The 25,449-nt window shown below is 53.3% G+C and carries 32 protein-coding genes; 16 read left to right on the top strand and 16 right to left on the bottom strand.

What is annotated here, in order from left to right; genetic code table 11:
- The 7 genes from KKD83_04740 to KKD83_04770 all read right to left on the bottom strand — a co-directional run.
- Positions 1-323, bottom strand: a 323-nt coding sequence (locus KKD83_04740; protein MBU2535455.1) for a DNA polymerase I, incomplete at its 3' end; no start/stop codon positions are given.
- 50 nt (positions 324-373) lie between these two features.
- Positions 374-1,468: an AI-2E family transporter gene (locus KKD83_04745; protein MBU2535456.1), complete on the bottom strand. Its 1,095-nt coding sequence runs from the start codon at positions 1,466-1,468 to the stop codon at positions 374-376.
- A 78-nt stretch (positions 1,469-1,546) separates the two neighbouring features.
- Complete coding sequence (locus KKD83_04750) at positions 1,547-1,789, bottom strand: YtxH domain-containing protein (GenBank protein MBU2535457.1); 243 nt, start codon at positions 1,787-1,789, stop codon at positions 1,547-1,549.
- Complete coding sequence (locus KKD83_04755; protein ID MBU2535458.1) at positions 1,782-2,069, bottom strand: hypothetical protein; 288 nt, start codon at positions 2,067-2,069, stop codon at positions 1,782-1,784. The genes KKD83_04750 and KKD83_04755 overlap by 8 nt, the downstream gene beginning before the upstream one ends.
- A 76-nt stretch (positions 2,070-2,145) precedes the next feature.
- Positions 2,146-2,778, bottom strand: a complete 633-nt coding sequence (locus KKD83_04760) for a histidine phosphatase family protein (protein ID MBU2535459.1) — start codon at positions 2,776-2,778, stop codon at positions 2,146-2,148.
- Positions 2,747-3,184 carry a GIY-YIG nuclease family protein gene (locus KKD83_04765; protein ID MBU2535460.1) on the bottom strand — a complete coding sequence of 146 codons (438 nt, stop codon included), beginning with the start codon at positions 3,182-3,184 and terminating at the stop codon, positions 2,747-2,749. The genes KKD83_04760 and KKD83_04765 overlap by 32 nt, the downstream gene beginning before the upstream one ends.
- Before the next feature lie 24 nt (positions 3,185-3,208).
- Entirely contained in the window at positions 3,209-3,463 is a 255-nt protein-coding gene (locus KKD83_04770; protein ID MBU2535461.1) for a DUF4342 domain-containing protein, read from the bottom strand.
- Positions 3,464-3,588: 125 nt separating this feature from the next.
- On the opposite strand from KKD83_04770, the gene argF reads away from it, so the two are divergent.
- From argF to KKD83_04795, 5 genes are all read left to right on the top strand, one after another.
- Positions 3,589-4,530, top strand: a complete 942-nt coding sequence (gene argF, locus KKD83_04775; GenBank protein ID MBU2535462.1) for an ornithine carbamoyltransferase — start codon at positions 3,589-3,591, stop codon at positions 4,528-4,530.
- 10 nt (positions 4,531-4,540) lie between these two features.
- Entirely contained in the window at positions 4,541-5,200 is a 660-nt protein-coding gene (locus KKD83_04780; protein ID MBU2535463.1) for a hypothetical protein, read from the top strand.
- A gap of 5 nt (positions 5,201-5,205) precedes the next feature.
- Complete coding sequence (gene der / locus KKD83_04785; protein MBU2535464.1) at positions 5,206-6,528, top strand: ribosome biogenesis GTPase Der; 1,323 nt, start codon at positions 5,206-5,208, stop codon at positions 6,526-6,528.
- Positions 6,525-7,184: a glycerol-3-phosphate 1-O-acyltransferase PlsY gene (gene plsY / locus KKD83_04790; GenBank protein ID MBU2535465.1), complete on the top strand. Its 660-nt coding sequence runs from the start codon at positions 6,525-6,527 to the stop codon at positions 7,182-7,184. The genes der and plsY overlap by 4 nt, the downstream gene beginning before the upstream one ends.
- 70 nt (positions 7,185-7,254) lie before the next feature.
- A complete protein-coding gene (locus KKD83_04795) occupies positions 7,255-8,319 on the top strand; it encodes an NAD(P)-dependent glycerol-3-phosphate dehydrogenase (GenBank protein ID MBU2535466.1) in 1,065 nt (354 codons plus the stop codon).
- A 29-nt stretch (positions 8,320-8,348) separates the two neighbouring features.
- Here KKD83_04795 and dnaJ read toward each other — a convergent pair whose 3' ends face one another.
- A complete protein-coding gene (gene dnaJ / locus KKD83_04800) occupies positions 8,349-9,437 on the bottom strand; it encodes a molecular chaperone DnaJ (GenBank protein MBU2535467.1) in 1,089 nt (362 codons plus the stop codon).
- Between the two features lie 215 nt (positions 9,438-9,652).
- On the opposite strand from dnaJ, the gene KKD83_04805 reads away from it, so the two are divergent.
- From KKD83_04805 to KKD83_04855, 11 genes are all read left to right on the top strand, one after another.
- A complete protein-coding gene (locus tag KKD83_04805) occupies positions 9,653-9,973 on the top strand; it encodes a hypothetical protein (GenBank protein MBU2535468.1) in 321 nt (106 codons plus the stop codon).
- Positions 9,966-11,351, top strand: a complete 1,386-nt coding sequence (locus KKD83_04810; protein MBU2535469.1) for a phage portal protein — start codon at positions 9,966-9,968, stop codon at positions 11,349-11,351. Before KKD83_04805 ends, KKD83_04810 begins: the two co-directional genes overlap by 8 nt.
- Before the next feature lie 18 nt (positions 11,352-11,369).
- Positions 11,370-11,858 (top strand): hypothetical protein, encoded by a 489-nt coding sequence (locus KKD83_04815; protein ID MBU2535470.1) that lies wholly within the window; start codon positions 11,370-11,372, stop codon positions 11,856-11,858.
- Positions 11,859-12,779, top strand: coding sequence for a phage major capsid protein (locus tag KKD83_04820; GenBank protein MBU2535471.1), 921 nt, complete (start codon positions 11,859-11,861; stop codon positions 12,777-12,779).
- A 52-nt stretch (positions 12,780-12,831) separates the two neighbouring features.
- Entirely contained in the window at positions 12,832-13,296 is a 465-nt protein-coding gene (locus KKD83_04825; protein MBU2535472.1) for a hypothetical protein, read from the top strand.
- 8 nt (positions 13,297-13,304) lie between these two features.
- Positions 13,305-13,946, top strand: a complete 642-nt coding sequence (locus KKD83_04830) for a LamG domain-containing protein (GenBank protein ID MBU2535473.1) — start codon at positions 13,305-13,307, stop codon at positions 13,944-13,946.
- Positions 13,943-14,161, top strand: coding sequence for a hypothetical protein (locus KKD83_04835; protein MBU2535474.1), 219 nt, complete (start codon positions 13,943-13,945; stop codon positions 14,159-14,161). Before KKD83_04830 ends, KKD83_04835 begins: the two co-directional genes overlap by 4 nt.
- Before the next feature lie 94 nt (positions 14,162-14,255).
- The gene (locus tag KKD83_04840; protein ID MBU2535475.1) at positions 14,256-14,888 is read left to right on the top strand and encodes a hypothetical protein; all 633 of its coding nucleotides are present in this window, start codon (positions 14,256-14,258) and stop codon (positions 14,886-14,888) included.
- Between the two features lie 12 nt (positions 14,889-14,900).
- A complete protein-coding gene (locus tag KKD83_04845) occupies positions 14,901-15,221 on the top strand; it encodes a hypothetical protein (GenBank protein ID MBU2535476.1) in 321 nt (106 codons plus the stop codon).
- A gap of 8 nt (positions 15,222-15,229) precedes the next feature.
- A complete protein-coding gene (locus KKD83_04850; protein MBU2535477.1) occupies positions 15,230-17,236 on the top strand; it encodes a hypothetical protein in 2,007 nt (668 codons plus the stop codon).
- A 25-nt stretch (positions 17,237-17,261) separates the two neighbouring features.
- Positions 17,262-17,474 carry a hypothetical protein gene (locus KKD83_04855; GenBank protein ID MBU2535478.1) on the top strand — a complete coding sequence of 71 codons (213 nt, stop codon included), beginning with the start codon at positions 17,262-17,264 and terminating at the stop codon, positions 17,472-17,474.
- A gap of 27 nt (positions 17,475-17,501) precedes the next feature.
- Here the strand turns inward: KKD83_04855 and KKD83_04860 are convergent, their stop codons facing one another.
- From KKD83_04860 to KKD83_04895, 8 genes are all read right to left on the bottom strand, one after another.
- A complete protein-coding gene (locus tag KKD83_04860; protein MBU2535479.1) occupies positions 17,502-18,485 on the bottom strand; it encodes a signal peptidase I in 984 nt (327 codons plus the stop codon).
- A 121-nt stretch (positions 18,486-18,606) separates the two neighbouring features.
- Positions 18,607-19,644 carry a hypothetical protein gene (locus KKD83_04865; protein ID MBU2535480.1) on the bottom strand — a complete coding sequence of 346 codons (1,038 nt, stop codon included), beginning with the start codon at positions 19,642-19,644 and terminating at the stop codon, positions 18,607-18,609.
- 51 nt (positions 19,645-19,695) lie between these two features.
- On the bottom strand, positions 19,696-21,621 hold the full coding sequence (locus tag KKD83_04870) for a hypothetical protein (protein MBU2535481.1): 1,926 nt from the start codon (positions 21,619-21,621) through the stop codon (positions 19,696-19,698).
- Between the two features lie 28 nt (positions 21,622-21,649).
- Positions 21,650-22,177: a hypothetical protein gene (locus tag KKD83_04875; GenBank protein MBU2535482.1), complete on the bottom strand. Its 528-nt coding sequence runs from the start codon at positions 22,175-22,177 to the stop codon at positions 21,650-21,652.
- A gap of 189 nt (positions 22,178-22,366) precedes the next feature.
- Positions 22,367-22,942 (bottom strand): hypothetical protein, encoded by a 576-nt coding sequence (locus KKD83_04880; GenBank protein ID MBU2535483.1) that lies wholly within the window; start codon positions 22,940-22,942, stop codon positions 22,367-22,369.
- 173 nt (positions 22,943-23,115) lie between these two features.
- Positions 23,116-23,901 carry a response regulator transcription factor gene (locus tag KKD83_04885; GenBank protein ID MBU2535484.1) on the bottom strand — a complete coding sequence of 262 codons (786 nt, stop codon included), beginning with the start codon at positions 23,899-23,901 and terminating at the stop codon, positions 23,116-23,118.
- Between the two features lie 181 nt (positions 23,902-24,082).
- On the bottom strand, positions 24,083-24,775 hold the full coding sequence (locus KKD83_04890) for a response regulator transcription factor (protein ID MBU2535485.1): 693 nt from the start codon (positions 24,773-24,775) through the stop codon (positions 24,083-24,085).
- A 17-nt stretch (positions 24,776-24,792) separates the two neighbouring features.
- Positions 24,793-25,449 (bottom strand): HAMP domain-containing histidine kinase (locus KKD83_04895; protein MBU2535486.1); only part of this gene is annotated, 657 nt, incomplete at its 5' end.

The raw sequence follows: 25,449 nt of genomic DNA on the forward strand, positions 1-25,449 counted from the left end.
ATGCGAAAGGCCTCCACCATCTGCTTCACCCGTTCCATCTGGCTAACCAGCTCTGGGGGGGTCGGGGGGCGGTGTGCCTTATACTGGTCGAAAAGCTGGTGGCGGAAGGTGGGACCTTTTTTATCGAAGGCGATGGCATAGTGGGTGGGTTTGAGCTCATTCAGGGTCTTGAGCAGCATCTGGGTAAAGCCGTATACGGCGCTGACGATTTCTCCGGTCTTGCTTACGGTCAATCGTACCGGCGACCTGCTTGACTGGAAGGCATGGTAAGCACGGTGGATGATAGCATTGCCATCGAATAGAACCAGGAGCGGCCTTTTCATAATTAAATTATAGCAGAGCGGGGGACGGTAAAGAAGGGATGAGGAGGGGATTAGTCCGGCGCAGACTGCTGCGGGAGCTTCTCGTCCTGGTAGCACTGGCGGACATATCTGTAGATTTCAGCACCGGTGGCGGTCAATGGCCCGGCCAGCAGGAGTCCCCAGAAGCCAGCGATGTAGGCACCCAGGACAAGCATAAATATCATGGCAGCGGGATGGATGCGCAGATAGCCGCCCTGAATTCGGGGCACCAGCAGGCCGTTCTCCAGTAGCTGGACGGCCAGGAAAAGAACGATGACCCAGATTACCTTGTCCGGAGCCACGGCCAGGGCAATTATCGCTACCACGCCGCCGCTTATCCATGGGCCGAGCGTCGGGATGAGTTCTCCAATACCGGCCAGAATGGCCAGCACGGGGGCAAAGGGTATTTTCAAGATAAGCAGGCCGATAAAAACAAGATAAGCCACAATCAACCCGAGCATCAACTGAGCACGGATGTAGCGCCCGAGGACTCTTTCGATTATGCTGACCAGGTTCCTGGTGTGCTCGGCGACTCCGGGATTGAAAGCCGAGTAAATGTAATTTCTGAGCTTATCAGAATCCTTCAGAGCGTAGAAGAGGAACAACGGTAATGCTGCCAGACCGAGCACGAGGCTGAAAGTCTCCGGCACAAAGGAGACGCCCTTGACCAGGGCATCCCGAATGGCATTGCCCAGTCCCACACCGGCTTCCAGAAGTGCCCTGTCCACCTCGCTGCGGATCTCTGGTGGAAACTGCTCCCTTATGACTTCAAGCCATTCCTGTATCTGATAAAGGCTTTTGCTCAGGAAATAGGGGGCACCGGTGGCCAGGTTAAGAGAGGCATCTATAACGGCGGTAGCGATGACATAGGAGAAAGTGGCCAGAAGCGTAAAAAGAATGAAAAATACGATGAGAATGGAAAGGACACGCTTGAATCCCAGCCACTTTCCCGGTCCGGGAAACTTCATTTCCAGCCAGTTAATAATCGGGGCCAGGAGGTAAGCAAGCACCAGCCCAAGGGCAAATGGCAATATAACCGTTCTCAGAAGGTAAAAGAGCCAGAGAAATATGGCCGCGCTGAGTACCAGAACGACCATTCGCCAGTGCTGGCTGAAGAAGTTAGTCATTACAGATACAATTCTCCCAATAACTTACCGGAGATAAGTTCAAGAGACTGAAAATAAGGGTAATGAGGAACTGGCTGGTTATTCGCTTGGTTTTCTTCGGCCCAGCTTCTCTTCGACGCGGTGTTCGGCGGCGACGGCAGCTTCCCTGGCCTTCTCTGCGGTCTCTTTTGCCTTCTCGGCAGCGGTCTCAGCCTTTTCCTTCAACATGGCCCGGGTTTCACTTCCCGGCTTGGGCGCGTATAGAAAGCCAATTGCCACGCCAATAACAGCTCCAAAAAGAAATCCAACAGCAAAACTGGCACCGGTATCTTTTTCAGCCATTTCTACCTCCCTCCTTTCTTCTGGCAAAGCTGCTGAACAGGCCAGCTACCTGCCGCACGCCCTGGACAAAGGCAGCCAGCTGTGCCAGTGGCCTTGATACCTCTTCCTCAACGGTGGCGGAAATGTTCTCAACTCGTTTGGCGGTAGACTTTGCCGAGTCAAGTATCGGTTTCACCTTGCGGTATAGCATAAAAGCCAGGATGCCGATGCAAATGACCACGAGGGTGACGCCAAAGCCGAGGATTACTATTGCCAGGTCACGGAACCATTCAATACCCACGGGTTCTTACCTCCGTTAACAACAGATTACCATAATAGTGTAGCTGTCTTGTCAAGCAATGTAAAGAGGTGACCCGTTAAAAGTCAGGCAGCGGTGCTCTGGTAACCGGTCTGAGGAAGGAAGTATCGTTGTGCCTGGTGAGGACAAACTGCTCGTTCTGATAGGTGAGAATGGAGATGCCACAGGTATCCTGCCTGATTTTCCAGAAATGGCTGTTGTCCAGTCCCAGCAAGGCGCAGAGCATGACTTTGTTCACCACCCGATGCCCGACGATTATTATAGTGCCCCCGTGATTTGTTATAATCTTATTACTAACTCGAGTGACTCTTTTTCTGACATCATCCAAGGTCTCGCCACCGGGCATCCTGACCTGCTCGGGATGAGTTATCCATGTGGTGTATAGTTCTCCGTATTTCTCTTTCACTGCCTCATGTGATAGTCCCTGCCACCTGCCGAAGTTGAAGTCGATGAGGTCAGGTTCAACGTTTACTTTAAGTTTATGGGGATTGGCGATGATTTCGGCGGTTTTCAGCGCCCGTTTCAGGGGACTGGAGTAAATGGCTTCAATGGTTGATGTTCTTAAATATCCGGCCAGCAGTTCCGCCTGTTTTACTCCGGCTTCATTTAAATCGATGTCAATCTGGCCCCGGAATACCTCGGCCACATTCCATTCCGTTTCACCGTGTCTGACAAGAATAATCTCGGTCATTGTTCCCTGTCCTTGCTTTCCAGAGTTCCGGCTTGACATTAGCCGATTCAAACACGTGCCAGATAATGGATGATAGCATTTTATTATCAGGCGCCAGAAAGAGGTGGCTGGAGCAGCGGCAGTCGCTGGCGCCAAAATTGGGGACAGACTTAAACTGTGTGTCAAGTGCTCGGGCAACGGCACATTCTGCCCTCGTTTCCGTTTCCTCGACAATGACTTCGGTTACGGGTGTTTCCGCTAACAGGTAATCTATGTGCCAGTGTCGCTTTTTAACATTTCTGAGGTGCCGGTTAACTCTGGCTTCGATGCCACCTAAAGCTGAGCCCACATAAGCGTAGTAACCGCCGGAGAAGTGAACCGGAGGGCGATTGCCGATGGATATCTGGCGCGGGCGGGGAAGGTGCATGATGAGCGCGTATATCCCTTTCACTTATGATTTTTCCACTTTCTCAACTTCTATGGTACATTCGGTTACCAGTGCGGCGAAAGCACCGATGGCAGCCAGTATTGGGGCCGCCATAATGCCCAATGCCGCCGCCGGAGCTCCGATGGAAAGTGGAATCTCAATGATGGTCCTGTCTTCGTGAACCAGGCGCACCTTCCTGATATTGCCTTCGTGGATAAGTTGCTTCACCTTTTCTACGATTTCGCTTCCGGAAACATGGAATTTTTCCGTTTCTGCCATCTTCACCTCCTGAACCTACTGCATATTAGATAGGATACACAAAATGTGTCAAGAAATCGACTCAAAATGCCTTTCGAATATACATTTTTTCGTGATATACTGTAGGGCAAAGCAGGGAGGATATATTGAAAAGTAAGGACTTTCTTTCTATAGCTGACCTGAACCGTGAGGACATAACATTGCTTATCTCCCGTGCCGTGGAACTGAAAGCTGAAGGCTGGAATAATTCTCTTAATGAGAAGGTATTGGCCCTGGTATTTGAGAAACCGTCGTTAAGGACACGGATGAGCTTTGAGATTGCCATGCTTCAGCTGGGTGGAAATGCCATCTATCTGTCTCCCGCGGAGGTTGGCCTGGGGGGGCGAGAGTCAGTGCCGGATGTGGCCCGGGTTCTTTCCCGCTACGCGGATGCCGTTGCTGCCCGAACCTTCTCACATAAAACGCTGGAGGTGCTGGCACAGTACGCGGACGTGCCGGTGATAAATGCCCTGTCTGACCTGGAACATCCCTGCCAGGCACTGGCCGACCTGCTTACCATTTACGAAAAGAAGGGTGAGCTTGAAGGGCTGGCCCTGGCTTATGTGGGCGATGGCAACAACGTGGCGCACAGCCTTATGCTGTCGTCGGCGCTGGTTGGCATGAATTTCCGGATTGCCTCACCGGCTGGTTATCGGGTTCGCGACGATTTACTGGAACTGGCACGTAGTTATGCCATGGAGAGCGGCACGGAAATAATGTGCACGGAGGACCCGCGCCAGGCGGTGCGTGAGGCGGACGTTATTTATACGGATGTATGGACAAGCATGGGCCAGGAAACCGAAAGCGAGAAGCGGCGCCAGGTGTTCACTGCATACCAGGTAAACGATGACCTTGTATCGCTGGCCGGGGAAGATGCTATACTGATGCATCCGTTACCCGCTCATCACGGAGAGGAAGTGGCAGAAGGTGTTCTCGATACTCCGCAGTCGGTGGTCTTTGACCAGGCGGAGAACCGAATGCACCTGCAAAAAGCGTTGCTCGCGGATATGCTGGGCGGTCTGGAAATATCACTGATGAGTTACGAGTAAGGGGGACGGTATGTATACACTGAGGATAATCGTCAACCGTGGCTGGTACCCGGCTCTGATAACAGTGCTGGCAGTGCTCGGTATTCTATATCAGTGGCCGATTGAGTGGGTAGCACCGGCACTCATCTTTATTCTGGCTCTCGGCCTGGTAGTAACCGTGATCAGGGCCAGAGAGCGGCAGCTGGAACGTGCCGTGTTCAGGCTGCGGCAGCTGTCCGAATATTTTCATCGCCGCTTTATGGGAGACTCAACGCTGTCTATTTTCGTCATTATCGACAGCCTTTTCAATATCGATAATCCGAAACTGTGGGACTGGGCCAGGGCCTGTGATATGTCACAACGCATTTTCAATAGCTGGAGTGGCAGCTTCATCGACCGCATGGAAAGTGATATTGGCGTTACCAAGCTGGCCGATTATTTGTCCGCGTACCTCAACGAACTGTGGCAGATAACCAGTCATTATCACGACTTTGTGGAGCAGTTTTATGAAATCGCAGTGAAGGTGGAGGTTCCACAGGAGACACTCGACCAGTACTCTAAATTCGTTATGGAGTACAATGCCTTTGTCCAGAACTTCCGTGAACATGTCACCGAGTTAAAGAGTATTGCTCGAACTGGAATTGAGCCCCCAAGTATAAAACTGGCTCAGGAAGTCGTCAAGACGGGGTAAAGAGCATGGCGGCAGGCAAGCCAATCGTGGCGATTGTGGGTCGGCAGAATGTGGGCAAGTCCACGCTGCTCAACAGGATGGTGGGGAGGCGGCTGGCGATTGTCGAGAATCTACCGGGCACAACCAGGGACCGGGTAATTGCTTCTGTAAAATGGCATGATGTGGAATTCACTGTTGTCGATACCGGTGGTCTGGAATTTGACGCCCGTTCCACGGTAGCCCACGGTGTACAGGAGCAGATAGGGACAGCGATTGCCGAGGCTGATGTCATTGTTTTCCTGGTGGATGTAAAGAGCGGGATAATCACTGACGACATGGAGATGGCAGACAGGTTGCGTCGAGTGAAAAAGCCGGTGCTGCTGGCGGTCAACAAGGCGGACAATGAAAAGCTGGAGGTCGGGGCGGTGGAGTTTTACCAGCTCGGGCTGGGGGAGCCAGTCGTCATCAGCGCCTATCATGGACGCGGCATTGCGGAACTTCTGGACCGAATCACTGTCCTGGTACCAATGCCGCTGACGATTGCGGCAGAGCCGGAGCTCATGAAGATAGCCATTGCCGGTCGGCCCAATGTGGGCAAATCAATGCTGCTCAATGCACTGGTCGGCGAGAAAAGGGCCATCGTGGATGACGCCCCGGGAACGACCCGTGATGCCACTGATACCGTAGTTGACTTTGATGGGCACAGTGTGTTACTTATTGATACGGCCGGTATACGGAAGCGGGGACGGATAGGGAGGGGAGTGGAGAAGTACAGCGTGCTCCGTGCGCTGCGGGCTGTTGACCGGGCGGATATAGTCTTGCTGGTGCTGGATGCTATGGAGATGGTAACCGCTCAGGACATGCACATCGCTGGCTATGTTCAGCAGGCGACCAAAGGGGTGGTGGTGGTGGTCAACAAGTGGGACATGGTGGCAGAGAAGAATTTGGTCGAGTGGGACCGGTATCTTAGAAGTCAGCTGAAATTTATACACTACGCACCGGTCATTTATACCTCGGCGAAATATGGGGAGGGGGTGGACAGGATAATACCGGAAGCCAGCCGAATCTACCAGAACAGATTGAGAAGACCGGCCACAGCCGTGGTTAATGATGTTGTTCAGCAGGCGGTGGCGGCCCATGTGCTGCCGCGTAAAGGCAGCAAACGGTTGAAAATACTCTACGCTACCCAGGCGGAAGTGAATCCGCCGACTTTCGTTTTCTTCGTCAATGATGCGAAACTGGTGCACTTTTCCTATCACCGATATCTGGAGGGCAAGTTGCGTCAGGCATTTGACTTCGCTGGAACGCCGCTCCGTTTGGTCTTCAGGACAAGGGGGGAAAAGCCATGATTGTTGCCAAATTCGCTGCCGTGGCCCTCATTGGCTACTTCCTTGGCGCCGTCCCCTTCGGTGTGATGATAGCGCGGCGAAGCGCAAAAGTGGATGTTACCAGCTACGGAAGCGGCAAGACCGGCGCCACCAATGTTCTGCGAGTAGCCGGGAAAAAAGCCGCGGCTGCCGTTGTCGTTTTTGATGTTCTCAAAGGCTTTCTGCCGGTTGTGTTTGCCGCTTTGATATTCAATGGCGAATATGTGCTTAGCGGCAGCTCGAGCCCTTGGTTGCTTTCGAGAAGTGCTCAGGTACTGGCGGCACTGGCAGCGATTGCCGGCCACAAATGGTCGGTGTTTCTTCACTTCGGGGGAGGGAGGGGTGTGGCGACCTTCTTCGGAGGCTTGATGGCCCTGTGTCCGCCGGCAGCGCTTTTCGGTGGCGAAATACTGTTTCTAGGCGCATGCCTGACCAGATACGCATCGCTCGGTTCGATATCGGGGGCGGTTGCTGCTTATGCCATACTGATTCCTCTTACCATACTCAATGGGTTCCCCGTCGAATTCCTGGTTTACGCACTCGTAGGTGCGGTCTTCATCATCGTCGTTCACCGCGATAATATCGGTCGGCTGCTGGCCGGCAAGGAGCGCCGCATCGGTGAACGGGTCAAGATGTAAGAACAACCGCCAACCTCAGACTCAAAAAGCAAGGCCTTCCTAAATATCTGCAATTGAGTTAAAATAAGTTATGCTCAAGGTCGGCATCATTGGTACTACCATATGGGGCATTACTCTGGCCGTCATCCTGGCGGGAAAAGGCATAGATGTCGGTTTGTGGGCGCGAACCAAGAAGGAAGCCGATGAACTGCAGGACATCGGCCCTGACCCGGATGAAACACCGGATGTAGCCTTTCCCGCCAACGTTCTCATCACCCACGAGATGGAGGCAGCCCTTGATAAGGCCAGGGCGGTTATTCTGGTGGTGCCTTCCCAGTCAATGCGACAGAACACCAAGCTGATAGCGGGCCACATTTCGAAATCGATGCTCGTGGTCAGTGCCGCCAAGGGGCTGGAGATTGGCAGCGGCAAACGTATGTCGCAGGTTATCGCCGAGGAGATAAACCCCCGTTTTCACGCCAATATATGTGTTATCTCAGGCCCTAATCTGGCCAGGGAGATTTTACGCGGCCTGCCGGCAGCTACGGTGGCTGCGGCTGAAGATGGCGCAGTGGCGAGGCAGGTGCAGAGAATGCTCACCACCCCGAACCTCTGTGTTTTCAGCAATATGGACGTTGTCGGGGTGGAGCTGGGTGGGGCACTCAAAAATATCATAGCGCTCGGTGCCGGTATCGCTGATGGGTTGGGCTATGGCGACAACGCCAAGGCTACTTTTATGACACGGGGTTTGACCGAGATCACGGCGCTCGGTGTTGCCATGGGGGCGAATCCGCTTACCTTCTTGGGGTTGGCTGGGCTGGGCGATGTTATCACCACCTGTGCCAGTCCGTTGAGCCGCAACCATTACGTTGGCGTGGAATTGACCAAAGGTCGTTCTGTGTCGGAAATAGTGAGCACCATGAGCGGCGTCGCCGAGGGAGTAACGACTACGCTGGTGGCCCGCAATCTGGCCCATAATCTCGGCCTGGAAATGCCGATTACGGAGAGAATATACCAGGTCCTTTACGAGAACGCTGACCCTAAAGACATGGCGGCGGAGATGATGGGTGGCAATGTGCGGCACGAGTTATCCGGAAGGCGCTGGCGGCTGTTCTCTTTATTCAAACGGCGGAAAAAACCGCAGAAAAGCGGTTAACCATACCATTACATGTAACCGACGCTGAATCAAGAAGCAGGTTTTTTGCCGTCCCTTTTTGCCCGGCCAAGGATATTTGACAGTTCCTCAAAGAGCTTGCGCTGCTCTTTGGTCAGTGATTCCGGCGTAACCACCAGAAGCTTCACAGTCTGGTCGCCATGGCCGTTCCTGCGCAGGTGAGCGATGCCCTTGTTCTTCAGACGGAACTCTCTCCCCGTCTGGCTCCCGGAGGGGATGGTGATTTTCGTATCGCCGTAAAGGGTGGGTATTTCAATCTCGTCGCCGAGCGTTGCCTGGGCGAAGTTTATCGGCAGTTCGTAGATGACGTCGTCGCCGTCCCTGACGAACAGTTTATGCTCCAGCACCCCGATGTTCACATAGAGGTCGCCCGAAGAGCCGCCTCTCAATCCCATATCCCCCTCACTGCTCAGGCGTATCTGGGTGCCATCCTGTATGCCGGCTGGAATCTTGACCGAGATGCGGCGCTTCTGTTTCTCCCGACCGCTTCCCTTGCACTGTTGACACGGTTCGGATATAACCTGTCCCTCGCCCTGACAGCGGTTGCAGGCGGTCGTGTTGATGAAGCTACCGAAGAGGCTGCGCTGGACGCGTCGTACCTGGCCGGTGCCGTTGCAGTTCGGACAACGAACCGGCTGACTGCCTGGTCTGGCACCGGTGCCGTGGCAGGTGGCGCACAACTCGGTGCGCTTTATTTCGATTTCCTTCTCGCACCCGAAAGCGGCTTCTTCAAGCGATATAGTTGTTTGGTATTGCAGGTCGGTGCCATGTTGCGGGGCGTGGCGGGTGGCGTACCTCATACCGCTGAAGAAAGTTTCAAAGATATCGCCGAAACCACCGAAGTCAAAGCCCTCAAACCCGCGGGTGAAAAAGCCATCCGTGTCAACGTGACCGAAATGGTCATAACGGGCGCGCTTGTCCGGGTCGGAAAGCACCTCGAAGGCTTCGTTTATTTCCTTGAACTTCGCCTCCGCCCCGTCATCGCGGTTGCGGTCAGGGTGGCACTTGAACGCAAGCCGCCGGAACGCCTTTTTAACATCCTCCGCGGTGGCATCCCTTGATAAGCCCAGGACTTCGTAATAATCTCTTTTCGTTGCCATTTCGGTTTCTTTGTTGCTGGTTCAAAAGGCGCAAATCACATTTGAAAAACGTCTTCTGTGCGTAATTCCTCTACTATGATACTAACAATACCGCTATCAACTGTCAAGGAAAAAGCGACAAAACGCCATTGACTGATATAGAACAAATGTGCTAATTTTGTTTTGCATGGTTTAGGTAATGGGTCGCAGGGCCAGAGTGAACAGATATGGGCACAATGACAGCCGATTATCCCAGCGAAGAAAAATTATCGAGGAATGAGAATGATTTACCGCCGGAGTTCTGCCATTACCGGGATGAGGGGTGTGACCTCGCTGCCTCATGTCTCAGCTGTCCCTATCCACAGTGCGTCTATGAACAGCCCGGCGGCAGGCAGCGCTGGTTGAAAATGATGCGGAATCGTGAAATAGTCAGGCAATTCACCAGAGAAGGTAAAGCGATAAGAGAGCTGGCCTTAATGTTCGGAATAAGTACCAGAACGGTGCAGAGGGCGCTCGGCAAAACGCTGATAAAAGGAGAACGGTCGGAAAATGAATGAAACGCTTCCGATGCAGCTGGCAAAACTGGACCTTGGCCGTACCAAGGGTTACCAGGAGCTTCTCGACTTCTATTACGGACGGCAGTGGTCAGGCAGGGAGAGAAGGGGAGAAAGACGCCTCATCTTCAACTACGCCAAGGTTTTTATCGATAAGATTACCTCATACCTGATGTCGGGCATTCACTTCGCCGTTGATGCCGCGGAGGATTCGGAAGAAGCGAGAGACAGGGCCCAACAGGCAGAGGAAGCTCTATACGGTGTTTATGAGGAAAATAACCTGGAGCAGCTCGACCTGGACACGGAAATCGATTGCGCCATACTCGGCGATGCCTGTTACAAGGTCATCTGGGATGCGGCGGAAAAGAAGGTCAGGGTAACCGCTCCCGATGTCCAGGGCATCTACGCCTGGTGGCTCGGAGACGATACCTCCAGGGTATGGCGGGTCGCTTCCAAATATATCTTATCGGCGGAGGAAACCGAGCTCCTTTATCAAATAAGGCCCAAGAACAAGAGGGCCACCGTGGTCGAGATATGGACAGAGCAGGACTTTGAGCTGTATCTGGACAACGTTCCAGTGGAACAGAAACCGAATCCGTACGGATTCATTCCCTTCATTATTTACCCCAATTTGCGCGAGCCCAAGAAATTCTGGGGCGTGTCCGACCTGCCCCAGATAATGGAGTCGCAGCGTGAGTTGAACCGGGCGATGAGCCAGCTATCACGGATACTGGAACTGTCCGGCAATCCAATCGCAGTCCTGGAGAACGTGGAGGAGTCCGAGGATATCGCCATCAGGCCCGGCGCTGTGTGGAACATACCGGAGGACGCCAAGGCCTACCTGCTCGACCTGCTTCAGGGCGGCGGCGTTAACCTGCACATCAATTATATCGACCTGCTGTATCGCACCCTGCATGATATTTCGGAATCGCCCCGCTCCGCCTTCGGGGGCACGGAGAGGGACCTGTCCGGGGTGGCGCTGGAAATCGAACTTCACCCCTTGCTACAGAAGGTACGGAGAAAACGAATCATCCGCAACGCGGTATACAACCGTCGGAATGAGATGATTTTAAAACTGCTGAAAAAGTATCGGGGCGCGGACTTCGGCAGAAACCATCTGCGGGTGGTGTGGAGCCACGTGCTACCTCAGGACATAACCCGCCAGGTAAACAATGAACAGGTCCTCGTCCAGAACGGCATTCATTCCCGAAAGCGTGCCATGGATGAGCTGGGGATAAGAGACCCCGATAGCGAGTTCGAGCGATGGCTTGAAGAGCGGGAGGCCATTCTGAAAATGAACCGGCAGCTCAATGCCAGACCGTTGAGAAACGAAAAGAGAGAGAGGGCTTTGACGGCTCAGGCGGAGGGTGTTGAGGAATAACCAGCAGGAGGCATAACGGTGGCTGATGAAGAAAAAGAACTGAACGATGAGCTTGAAGCACTTCGCGGGGAACGGGAAAGCCTGAAGCAGGAGAAAGAGGTGCTCAATAGTGAGCTCGAGGCCAGAAAAACAACCATAGGCGAACTTCAGGAGGCGCTGGCAGCCAGGGATACTGAAATCGCTGGCCTGAAGCAGACAATTGCCGAAGCAGAAGGGAAACTGGCTGAAATAAACGATTCGCTGTCCCAGGCAGTGGCCAGCTACCGGGAAATGGTGGCGGCGGCGCATCCGGAAATACCGCCCGAGCTCATAGCCGGCGATTCGGTTGAAGCGGTGGATGAATCCCTGCAGAGCGCCAGAACCCTGGTCGATAGGGTGAGGCAGGGGATTGAGGAGGAAACTTCAAGGACCCGGGTGCCGGCCGGGGCACCGCAGCGGGCACCGCTCGACCTGTCGGTTCTGTCTCCGAGGGAAAAGATCGAATATGCAATAGGAGGTAAGCGATAAATGGCTTTGACACTTGCAGAAGCGAGTAAACTTTCCAATGACATGCTGCTCCAGGGGGTGGTGGAGACCATTATCAAGGAATCACCCATCCTGCAGCAAATGCCCTTCATTGAAATCGTCGGCAACGGGCTGACCTATAACCAGGAAAAAACCCTGCCCAGCGTTGATTTCTATGACGTCGGTGATACCTGGGCCGAGTCCACACCCACCTTTGAACAGATAACCGCCAACCTGAAGATTATGGGTGGGGATGCCGATGTGGACAACTTTCTCAAGACAACCCGGAGCAATATCCAGGACCTGGAGGCGGCGGTGGTGGAGCTGAAGGCCAAGGCGGTCAAGGACAAGTTTGAGGAGATTTTCATCTATGGCGATAGCGCGACCTCGGCCAAGCAGTTTGACGGCATCAGATTGCTGATTGATACCACCACGGCCAGCGACCAGGTCATCGCCATGGGAGATACCGGGGCCACTCTCACCCTGTCAAAACTCGACGAACTCATCGATGCCGTCAAGGGTGGCAAGCCGAACATGTTGATTATGAGCCGTCGGTCACGACGCAAGCTCAACGCGCTGGTCAGGGCCAGCGGCGGACTGGTGGACAATGACCGTGACCAGTGGGGCAACTTTGTCCAGCTCTGGGATGGCATTCCCATTGGCGTCAATGACTGGATACTGGACACGCATACGCTGAGCGGCGGCGTAGAGACCGGGACCACCGGCGGCGACTGCTCCACCATATATGCCGTACAGTTCGGTGAGTGGGCGCTCTGCGGCCTGACCGCCCCCGGCGCCCTGACTGTTGAGCCTATCGGCTCAATGGAGAGCAAGGACGCCACCCGTACCAGGGTCAAGTGGTACGTCTCGATGGCGCTGTTCAGCTCGGTCAAGGCGGCAGCGTTAATCGGCGTAAAAGATTAAAAAAGTAGCGGGGGAGGGGATTACCCTCCCCCGCCTTTCGAGGAGGTAAAAGATGGTACTGGCAGTAGTTGAGCATACGGAATACTCCTTTGCCAAAGGAAATTTGACCTCGGACGGCATCCAGTGGTCGGCGGAGGTGGATACAACCACCCCGGACACCGATGTTGAGGTCGAATGCGTCACCGTCAGGCCGCCAGCACTCGGTGAAGTGATCGAGGTCGAGTTCGGCCTGACAGCAGCCTTCCGGGCTGTGTCTTCGGCCACGGCCGACCTCACCTATAAGTGGCAGGCGAGGAACAAAGGCGGCACCTGGGTCGACCTGCACAGCGCGGTCACCAAGACGGATATCGGCACCGGCTACGTTGAGGAGACGCGGAGCGGTCGCTTCAAGATGGTCAGCAACTTCGATTCCCTGCCTTTCGAGGTCAGGCTGGTTATCCAGTGCAATGAGGCGAACGAGGGCCGGGCCAGGGTTAAAAACTCGAGCTATATCCGGGTAATATATTCGGCTTCGTGAGGTGGGAAGTGAACTTTATCTTTGACCCCAGTCTGGTGCTTTATCTGCCATTGTATGAGCGGGATGGCGTATCATTTGCGTCAAGAGATGCCTACGGGCATTCGTGTTCCGTTACCGGTGCATCGTGGCGACCCTGCGGGCATTATTTCGACGGCACTGATGACCGAATTGTAGTCGCTCACCATCCGGCTTTCAATCTTGGCACCGGTGACTTCAGCCTTGAAATCTGGATAAGGGCATCTTCAGGCGGTGGCGCCATACAGCGCATGATTTCCAAACAGGCTGCGGCGTGGCTTTTCTTCCGCCTTATCGGGGGGAAAGCAACCCTGTCTATCAAAGATGGCACGAACGAGCAGACGGTAACCGGCTCAAACGATTTAAAGGATGATATATGGCATCACCTTTCTGCAACCGTGGATAGGGACAGTTCTACAGGGTTTATGCTGTCCGTTGACGGTGAAACTGATGCGACCGATGACGCCACCGGCGTTGGTTCGATTTCCAACACCACCGCTCTGCAGATTGCCCGATTTTCGGGAGGGGCTGAGTACTTCAAAGGTGATATTGGCGAAATCAGAATCTACCGCAGGTTGCTAACACCATTGGAAATGAAGCGCAACTACCTGGCAACGAAATGTAGGTATCGATGAAGCACCGGGTAAGGATTGATATGAGCTTTGACAGCAAAGCTGATGCCCAATCATTAATGGACTTCGCTAAAAAAGTAAGCGGTAAAGCGGTCAGCATTAGTGAGGGCAGTGGTGGTGAGGAGATTTCCTTTTGTGACATGGAGCTGTGCCGCCATGATGAGGGCCTGCCATGCACGAAGCTGGAGAGATTAGAAGTCAGAACCGCTGCTATCTAAATAAAGGGGAAGCTGGAAGGGGCGAAGCCCCTTCAAAAATCCTCATCCCCCTCTCCTTCAAAGGAGAGGGGGATTAAGTAGGGGTGAGGTAATTATGAATCTAAGTGATATGAGAGCACTTGTCCGGCGGGACCTCCATGATGAAGATTCCGGTAACTATCGCTGGACGGATAATGAGCTGGACCGGCACATCTCGCGTGCCGTTAAAGACTTCTCCGAATATCTACCAGACGAGCAGACGGCGACTAAAGCGACCACCTCCGGCTCGCGGGAGCTGGATATAACGAACCTTTCCGACAGGGTAATGGTGGTGGCGGTTGAGTATCCGGTGGACCAGTTCCCCAAACATTACCAGAGGTTCTCGCTGTGGGGAGACACCCTGACCATATTGGGCGAGGAAATCCCGGACGGGTCCAATGCGTATGTTTACTACGGCAAACTGCACACTCTTGATGCCAGTAGTTCCACCATCCCTGGCCAGTATGAGGACCTGGTGGCTGCTGGCGCTGCCGGTTATGCCGCCATCGAGTGGGCCATCTTTGCCGTCAATCGGGTGAATGTCGGTGGTGGCATAACGCCAAAGGAGTTTCTGACCTGGGGCAGGGAAAGGCTTAATTCTTTCCGGCAGGAACTGAGGCGACTGGGAAGGAGAAATCGCGTCAGGAACAGCAATCTGTACCGGCCGTACTATCCAGCAGTATCAAAGTCAACTGATTACGGTCCCTGATGTGAGGCAGCCATGACAAAACGAACGACGCGTACAAGGGGAGGTCTGCCCCGACAGGCATTTGCTATCGTTGGCGATGCAGAGAACCCGGATACCTGGCGTTTGCCACACCATAAGAAAAACATTGGCCGGGCTTTAAAAGGTGTCCTGGATATCGAGCGGACCGTTGATTGGAATCAGGCCGCGGCCGCAGTTAGTGCGCTGTCCCCGATATATCTGTGTAAAAGAGTTCATGCCAGTCCGGAAGAGATTCTTGAAGCCGCCACTCACCTCGCGGAACATTATCGAAAGGGAAATAAGCAGCTGCCGGATATTCTGGCGGCACTGGTGTAAGGAGAAGAATGCGAGACCTCACGGCAACACTGCTGGCGGCACAGAAACAGGCGACGGCAATTCCCTATGTTAAGGTGGAGGCCAGAAGTAAAATTGCTGGCGTGGTGAGGCTTGACTGGACCAGGCTGTATACCGGCTCTGAGGATGATTATTACCATGCCGTGGCCATGCCTGGTGATGGCTCTCTCATTCGCGTCAGGGTAACCCTGCCGGGTGACTCCCGCAAGCTCTACCGCCAGCGGGTACCTGACCCTGTACCAACGAGCGACTTCAGCCAGTGGACATACACTAACCAGCTTAACGTGGCCGCGGTCGCCTGTGCTGCGGTGGGGGCTGAGGTTTCTATTCTCTGGATAGACGGCGTCAACCGCAAGATCCAGCGGATAAAGAGCACGGATTATGGTGTGAACTGGGGAAGTCCGGAAGTCATTGACTATAGCCCGACGACCAGCATCGGTGGTCTGGCGGCTGCTTACAAACCGAACGGCGACCTGGCAATCCTTTTCGCTGACCAGACGACGCTGTACGTGAAGAAGAATATCAGTGGTCAGTGGCAGCAGCGCTCCGTCTGGGATAAAAACACCGGTGACTTATCCGGTGTCGCCGCTGTCTATGATAACGACTGGAATCTGCTCGTCACCGGTAAAGATTCATCGGATAACTTCAAGCTGTGGTCGCTTATTTACGGTGACGGTGGTGATGTCTCGGCGGGAAGCTGGTCAGCATTAAAGGAGCTGGCATCAGCGCCATCGGGTGGTGAATTTGAGTACCTTCAGCCTTTTCTGGATAAGCCGGATGTCTACCGCGGTTTCTTTGTGGAGAAGTTTTCTGGCATCCAGGCGTACGACCGTCCTTTCTGGTCGCATACAGTTCCGGATGCCAAATTCATTGACAATCTGTGGCGGGAGCCGGTGCCATTCAATCTGTCGTCAGAATATGGTCTCGCCATAGCGCACTACGGTGACTACTGCTGGCTTTCCTGTCCAGCGGGTGTGTGGCGCGCCAAAGCAACCGTTCAGAGCCTTGACCTGACCGATGATGTGCTGGCGGTGCGGCAGGAAGCAGGGGAGACATCGGGCAAGCTTGCCGTGGAGCTGAGAAACGATGCCGGGCAGTACGCCTCACCGGGGCAGGGAGACCTGTCTGTTCTCGACATCGGCTGCCAGCTTGACTTCAGCCCCGGTTACCGGACAGACAACGGCGATGAGGTAAGCGTTGGGCAGGCATACTGTCTTGAAGGATATGAGCATACCAGTGCCGGTGGTATAGCCAGCCTGATACTCCATGCCCGGGATGGCTGGGAGGCCATCGCCAACTGGAGGGCGAGGCACCAGTTCCGCTGGAACAAGGACTCGGAGGAAATGAGCGTCAAGGACATCCTCGCCTTCGTCCTGTCTCGTGTGGGACTGAAGCTTGCCGTCAAATCGCAGTCATCGGTCATTACCGGATTCTATCCCGACTTCACCATCGGTTCCGGGAACCCTGGCGAAACCGTCATCCGGAAACTGCTATCATTTGTGCCTGATGTGTTATTCATCGAGGGCGCAACTGCCTACATTGTGAATCCTCAATCATCGGATAGTTCCGTGTACAGCTATGGAGGGGAGCACCCGATTCTGGACGGAAGATACCATCGGGGAGCCTGGGGGCTAAATCGCGTCCAGGTGGAGGGCTATGACACAGGAAGCGATGAGATGATTGTGGTCGACCGTTTTGCCTGGGACGAGATAGACCGGCTGTGTGATAGAATCAGGCAACTGGAAGATAGAAACATAGACACCGTGGCCAAAGCGCAGGAGCGCGGTGATGCTTATCTGAGGCAGGCGGAGGTGGAATCTGCCACCGGCACCATACTGGTGCCGGTCAATTGCGGCCAGCAGCTTTACGACGTTATTGATATCACGGACAATCGTGCCGGGCTCAATGCCGCGAAGCGACGGGTAGTCGGGTTCGTGCTCGTTTACAGTCCCCGCCGCGGAGAATATCGCCAGCGCCTGCAACTGGGGGCAGTGTAATTAAGCGTAAAGAAGGAAAGGCAAATTGAGCTTGAGAAAAGGGGTCTTGAAGAGTTTCAATTCCGGCAGTTACACGGCGACTGTACAGCTGGCGGGCAGCTATAAAGTCTACCTGGAGGGTGTAACCGTGGCCCGCAACCTCCCAACAAGTGAAATGACCGCTGGAAGGAAGGTGGCGGTCATTTTCTTTGACGAACATAACCCCAGAGAGGCAGTGGTAGTTGCGGTCTATACTTAGGGATATTCTCTGCGGTTCAGGCAGGATTTAAGCGGCCCCGAAGACGTCACGTCCCACACCAGCATGCTGTCGGCTTTTCACGCAGCCCGGAGGATATATAGGCTTTTCCGTTGCCGGTGCTTCCGGTTTTTCCATTGCTGGTTCTTCCAGTTTTTCCGGTGTCGGCGCTGCTGGCTTTTCCTGAGGCCGTGTTTCCTCGGCGAGCGGCTTTCGCTGCTGCAGGGCCTCCACGATGTGTACGAGAACCTTATTCTGCTCGGCAGCACCCTGTTTGAGTTCGTGAGACGCTTCGGCCATCCCCTGGATAGCCTTGGTATGGCTCCTCAGGTGCTCGGCATATTCTGCCATAGCAGACGCGAAGCTGCTCAGCGCATCCTGTGTCTGGGCCATCACTTTCTCGGTGCTGTCCATTCGCTGGGCTATTGTTTCGGTATCGCGCACGGTTTCTCTGATAACCGGCGCAAATATGCCGCGATGTATCTTCTGCCCGCCACGGCTGATGTCAGTGGCGTAGAGATAAAGGGCGAAAAGAGACAGGGCAATAATAACGAACATCAGTCCCTGCTGGCTCTGCAGGAAGAGGAAGGGGAAGCCCAGGAAGGGAATCTGGTGGCTTACTGTGCCGCGCAGGTCCTGGGCGCGAACGGTAAACGGGTCTTCGCCGGCGTTATCACCTTTGGTACGCCAGGCAGTGCCATATTGAGTATCACGTACTTCGATTACCCGGTGGGCGACTATCGGCGGGTAATTATAGAAATCCTGGATGGCCCGCGGAACGTTATAGACAATAACATCATCAACTTTGACCTCCGCCGGGTCATTGCCTTCAATCAGGATGAGGTTGCCAGCGTGAAGTTCAGGCTCCATACTGGTGCCGAAAACGGGCATAAACGGCATGGTGCCCCTTACCGTCATAAAGCCGGCAAGGATTATCGCCGCTACCGTGATGAGCGTGATTGCACGCTTGAAGCGTAATGATCTGGTCAGGATTATGGTTAACAATTTCCTCATCGTGTCGCTTTAATCCTATATCGTTATACTATAACTGTAACACGGAGGCATAAAGATTGGCGTAAAAAACATAAAGATTTCGTAAAGGTTCCGTTAAGCTTTCGTAAATAATTCCCTTATTTTAACGCTGCGTCGCCTCGCAGTAAAATTCGGGCGTTACCGTCCACCCCGCCTCCCACTCCGAAGTCTCACGTGAAAGCAGTTGATATGTACCACCGGTAATGGAAAGGGTATAGCTGCCGCCGCTTATCCCCACCAGATTGAAGGTGGCGACACCATCCTGGAGGTTCATCAGCTGGTAATTGGGCGTTTCCCCGGCCTCCTGCGAGCTTTCCAGGTACAAATACATATCGATGTAATCGTACGCCTTCTGCAGGGAATCAGTATTGGTCAGGTAGACCCTCACCTGCAGGTTTCCGCTATAGCTGGAGTGCGCTGTAATCTCATACAGGTCGCCGAGTGGCGTATTTCCGCTCAGCTCGGGAGCATCAAAATTGATATCGGCATAGACCTGCGTGCACAGCGAATCTATAGCCACACCTCCCTCTCTCATGCCGATGCCGGCCTGCAGGTTATCAATTTCATTCCATGTCCAGGGGCTGCCGCTCTGCGGATTGATAATCCACTGGTTCGAGTATGAAGTGTAATTTGTGGATAGATTCTCCGAAGCACCGTTGTCTTCCAGTCCATTGGTCTTGATGTGGACGTAAGCCGAAACCTGCGTTACATTGCTGGACGCCCGTGATGTCATTAAAACTTCAACGTACTGAATATCTCCGCCGGCCGTCTGCGTGGAGTGATTGGCGGTATTGTATAAATCCTCTTCCCAGGCGAGTGACGGAGTATAAACGTAGGTGCTGTCACCGTCAGAACTGGCCTCATCCACCTTGTCCCAGTGGCCCCCGGTGGCGGGGTACTGGTATTTAATTCCGGTCTCATCGCCGGTACCGATGGGTCTTAAAATTATGTCGTTGTTTACCGGCGTTAAAATCGAACTCCAGTTGGGTTGAGTGCCGGTGGCATTAACGGTGGCGATATCCCCGGTCGGCGTCGCCGTGCCGATGGTCCCGGTGGCGGTGGTGTAGGTGTAGGCATATATCCCACCACTGACGAAAAGGATGATTAGTAAAACAACCAGCAGATAAAATTTCTTTTCCACGGTTCTTTGCTTCCAGGCGATTTTTATTTATTCCAGTAAGAGTATGTGCCGTTACCGCTGGGTAGTCTCACAGTAAAACTCGGGAGTGGTGGTCCATCCCGCCGCCCACTCCGAGGTGTTATCCGAAATCAGGCAGTAACCCCCACCGATGATTTCCACCTTATATGCCGAAAGCGCCACGGTATAGGTGATGGTGATATCACTTAACTTGGGGGTGGCATCACCGGGTCCGGAAAAGTACGCCTTGTACTGGAGCCAGCGGTCACCATCATGGACGGAGTTGATTGCTGTGCCGCTGGTGGTGTAGTAGTCGCCGGTACCGGTCGGTCCATACCAGGCGGCCACGTTGAGACCTCCTTCCGTTGCCGCCGACCTCAGCTGGAATTTGAGGTCGGTCCCGGATGGCTCATTGATGGTAAAGCTGATATTTTGCCAGTCCCAGTTACCGTAGTCCCCGCCATCATGGGTAGAAGAGGTCAGGTCTCCTGACGCATAGTAAGTGGAAAAGTAAACCCTTATCTCGTCCAGCACCGGCGTGTCCGTGCCGTCGGAGGTGAACTCCATATGGTAGTAGAAGTTGGGTCCGGACCAGCCCAGGCCGGAAAGACTGATATTGGCCGAGCCCTGAGAAAGAGTGTCCCAGCCGCCGGGAGTGCCCGATGAATTGTACCAGGTTGAGTTATCGGTGGAGAACTGGGCTTTCAGGCTGGTGCCGGAGGGAATCGCCGAGGCATCGTAGTAGAAGTCATCGATGCTGACCACATTGGCACTGGATAGTAGATTAACGGAAGTAATGGTTCCCGGTGAATCGTAAGGAGTATAATTAACCTCAGCATAGACCTGGGTGCACCGCGTGTATCGTTCCGAAGGAGGTCCGCCGTCCCGTCGGCTCCTCAGTCCAACGCCGATTTGCAGGGCATCTATTTCATTCCAGGTCCAGGGATTACCCGTTTGCGGGTTGTTATTCCATTGATACGAGTAAGGGGCATAGCTGGTAGTCGTAGTCTCCTCAGTCCCGTTATACTCCACACCGTTGGTCTTTATGTGAACATAGGCATTAGTTCGTACCGGGGTTGCTACAGCTCTGGCTACCGTATAAACCCTGACATAATTTATGATGCCGCCACCAGTAGTGTGGTTGGTGATGTTATACAAGTCCTCTTCCCAGGTAGCGTTATTGGTTTGAACGTAGGTGCCGTCATCATCAGAGGTAGCTTCGTCCACCTTATCCCAGTGTGCCCCGGTCGCTGGATACTGTTCTAAGATATTGGTTTCATCGCCGGCGGTATTCGGTCTCAACGTTTCGTTGTCAGAGGCTCCGGTGGCGGTAAGTTTGACCTGCCCTCCGCTGATGGTGACGTTGGCCGAGGAGGCGATATTATCCGAATTATCGAAGCTATCGGTTACGTTGTCGGTAAATTTGTCCAGGATGACATCATCGGGGCTGGTGGTGGTGTCAACCTGATTTAATGTGCCGCCCTCGAAGTCAGACTGAGTGGTCTGGGTCCAGCTCTTTGACGAGGAGCTGATGCCTGACAGTGAGAAGTTGGCTCTTCCGTTCTGTAGAGAAAGCACCCGGTAGCTGGGTGTTTCCCCGGCCTCGTCAGAGCCCTCGAGGTACAGTTTCATATTGATGTACTTGTAGGCGCTGGTTAAGTCGGCCGCGTTGGTCAGGTAAACGCCTACCTGGACGTCTCCGGAGTAAGCAGCATTGGGGGTTATATCAAAAAGGTCACCTGCGGGTACTTCCCCGCAGGTGGTATTTTCCGAGAGGTTATCGGTGACCGAGCTCCAGCCGGGCTGGCTTGCCGAGATATTGGAGGTGGCGACATCAGCCGAGGGCTCGCCAACGCTAATCGTCCCAACAGCGGTGGTATAAGTGTACGCAAAGACGCCGCCACTGAGTACCAGAATCAGCCCCAGCGCTGCAAGGAGATAAAGTTTTCTTTTTGCGTTTTTTCCCCACTGCCTGCTCATTCATACCTTTTCTAAAGTTGTTATCAGATTACCTCTGGGTTACCTCACACCATATCTGCGGCTGGTAGCTGCCGCCGGTCAGTGTCTTGAATGGGTGCAGCCGGTAGCCGCCTCCGGTGAGGTCCACCGTGTAAGGGCTGGTGCCATTCCCGCTAGCCCAGGTAAAGAGAGCTTCGGCATTTTGCAGGTTGAGCACCTGTATCCCTCCCTGTTCATCGGCCGGGGTGCCGGTGTTGTCGGTAAACTGAAGCGCCATGTTGATGTGGTTGTATTGCCGAACCAGCTCACCGGTATTGACCATATACACTTTTATCACCAGGTCGCCGGTGTAGCTTGGGTCCGGGGTTATGGTGAACATGGGACTTGATGGCCAGGTTCCGGTGAATTTGCCGAAGACGGTCGGTGCTGTGATACTACTGTTCGATGTAATGGTGGCGAAGTCCGATGTCGGCGCGGTAACACCGATTGTTGCTGTCGCCGTGGTAAAGGTATAGGCAAACATGCCACCGGTTACCACTGCCAATGCTATTAGAGCAATAATTAATATCTTTTTCACTTTTACGCCTCCCTATTATGACAGTTGGTGCTTACTTTGCTCAAATTTTACCACTTGTCATAATATCTGTCAACTCATTACTATTTACCGTGTTTATTCTATATGCTTTATTTTTCCGTTTCTCTTTCAGGCTCCGGGGTTGCCCCTCGAAGGCCAACCCCGATACTGCATTACTCATCCTGGGTCACCTTACTGTGCCTGGAGAACTTCAGCGGTTAAGGATGGACTAATTGCAGTCCCTCCGGGCCAGTAACCCCAGGAGAATGACTTGTAGACACCGCCGTCGCTCCGGATTCTGTATTCGCTACCTGCGGTCATGTTGTTGGAAACAAACGATACGACGCCGTTTTGCATGGAGAGAACTTTTACACCGCCTTCTATATCCATCGATGCGTTGTCGGAGGGCTGAACTAGGTCTAACCTCATCATCCAGAGCCCATAATTTTTACCCAGTTGGTCGATGTTGTTGAGGTAGACATTGACAGCTAGGTCGCCGGGATAGCCGGAGGTCACGTTAATACTGTAGAGATAGCCCTCTGGTATACTGCCCCGGTACTTTCCAAATACAGTGTAGCCACAGGGATCAGTAGTATTGGGGCCAATCACGGCATAGTCAGCTCCACCTGATGTAGCCGTAATTGTGGTGGTCTTCGTGGTGAAGGCGTAGGCAAACATGCCGCCGGTGATCGCTAGTGATGCCACCAGAGCGATAACCAAGTAACGTCTCAGTGTGTTTCCCAGAATTCCACTCACTATGTTGTTCATTTTTTTTCCTCCTTTCTTTTAATTGACAATTTCCTTTAATTTAACTAGAATTCTCTTGACATTTCCTCGGGTGGTAGGTTTTCCTTTCGGCTCTTTTTTGGAACTCCTACCATCTTTAATAATGTCCGTTTTTCCACCTGGTTTCACACTTGACCACCCCCTTATATGTTGGCTTAACTTATTTCTCCACTGAGGAATTTGAAACGTTCTTTCAAGCTTTCCTTGAAAGCGGTGAATTCCTCTTTGGTAATATATTCGGTACCCGGTTTACCGGTGAAACTGACCCTTGATATTGCCGGCAGAACGCTCTGTGCTATCTCAATCAGCATTAACTTCTGGTCGTTTATGACCAACTTGTAATGTACAGACTGAAGCCGGTTGTCGAGCGCTTCATCATTAATGCTCAGTGTAGTGGCTATCTGCTCCCTCGTGTTTCCATCGGCGATCTGGTGCAGGACTTCTGCCTCGCGGGTAGTGAGGTGAGCAAGCAATTTCCCGGCCTGCTCGCCGAGGGAGGAAAACGCCGTAAAATCATCAAGAATCCGGGAGGCAATTTCCGGTTTCCAGATGACCTCATTTATTGGATGTTTGCCTTTCACCGCTTCCCGTATGGTGTTGACAACGACATCGGGGTCAACATCCTTGGTGAAGCAGGCACTGGCGCCGCTTTTCAGGGCATCGAAAAGTTGTTCTTCGTTATAATTATCCATGACCAGGATGACCGATACTTCTGGCAATGTCTGTTTAATTTGACGCGTAGCTTCAAAACCGTCGAACTTATCGTGGCTGGCGTTCAAAATCGCTACCTGTGGTGGATTGGTCTCAATGAAAGCAAGGGCCTGTTCATTACCCACGTCCTCACCAATCACTTCCATATCCTCCTCACCGGACAGGGTGAAGTGAATGCCTTCGCGGAAAAGCACTTGCCAGTCTGCCAGAAAGACGGTTATCTTTTCCATTTTTAAGCTCCTCTAAGGGCGCATTAATAATCTACACTTCCAATCTAACATGTGGGTATAAAGACAGGTATAAAAAAAATAAAGATTTCGTAAAGGTTCTATTAAGGTTTCGTAAAGAACGGCAGACTTAACCGTTAGTAGCGCAGTTTTCTGGAAAGGCTTCGGATTTTACGGTCAGAGGTCAGGCGGGACTGACAAACTTGTAGCCCATGCCATGCTCGGTGACGATGATGCTGGGTGACTCAACGTTATCCCCGAGCTTTTGCCGCAGGTGCTGGATATGGACACGGAGCAGGTCTCTGGCGTCACGGTATGCTTCACCGCAGGCTTGGATGAGCAGGTTTTCATGGGAAAGCAAACGCCCTTCATTCTTGATGAGATGATAGAGCAGTTTGTATTCGGTTGACGTAAGCTTCACCGGCTTGTCGTCAACCATGACCTCATTGCGGGCAAAGTCAACGTGCAATTTCCCGCTGGTATAGGGCTGTTCTTCAGCAGGAGTTGGCGCGCCTCGGGAACGGCGCATCACCGCCTGCACCCGGGCCAGCAGTTCAATATGACTGAAGGGCTTGGTAACATAATCATCGGCACCCAGTTCAAGCCCCTTGGCGATGTCTGTATCTTCGCTCTTCACGGTCAGCATTATAACCGGCACATGAGAGAAGCGCCGTATCTCGCGTAGCACCTCGAAACCGTCCATATCAGGCAGTCCGATATCAAGTATGACCAGGTCGGGGTTTTCTTTTTCGATAAGCTCCAGCCCCTTATTGCCATCACTGGCCGGAAAAACCGCCGTGCTCCCCCAACGCAGATGAAAACACAGTGTGACTACTTCTATTATTTCCGGTGAATCGTCAACAACCACTACTTTCATCTATCTACCTCTAGCACTTATCCCTGCTCCGACAACGGCAGAGAGCAGAAAAAGCGGCTGCCCTTTCCCGGCATACTCTCCAGCCGTATCGTGCCACCGTGAAGTTCCACCAGGAACTTGGTGATGGCCAGCCCCAGCCCGCTTCCTTTGCCGCCTCTAATCTGGTAATAGGGTTGAAAGACCAGTTCCTGCTTGTCCACCGGAATGCCGATGCCGCTATCAGCCACCTCAATAACCAGATTGGGGTCATTCTTGGCGGCACTCACCGTTATTTTCCCTCCCTCCGGGGTGAACTTGCTGGCATTGGTGAGCAAGTTCATCAGTATCTGTTCCAGGTAACGGCGGTGTGCCCGGATATGCGGCAGGGTGGCGGGCAAATCAGCGGTTAATGACTGCTTTCTGCTGTGTGTAATGGGATAAACCTGAGAAGCAACGCTGTGGATAATCGGTGCAATGTCAAGCAGCTCAGGCTGAAAGGAGAACTCACCGGAAAGAAGCCCGGTCATTTCCGAGAAGTTGGTTAATTTTTCATCAAGACTATGCGCATTGCGAACAATATTCTGGGTAAGTCTTAGCGGTAAATCTTTGTGGTCGGACTGAAGCTCTTCGGCCAGAAGTTCTGCGGAAACAATGATAGCGGTAAGCAGCGTTTTCAGCTCATGGACGGTGGCATC

It is taken from the genome of Chloroflexota bacterium, assembly GCA_018829775.1.
Classification (GTDB): domain Bacteria; phylum Chloroflexota; class Dehalococcoidia; order Dehalococcoidales; family RBG-16-60-22; genus E44-bin89.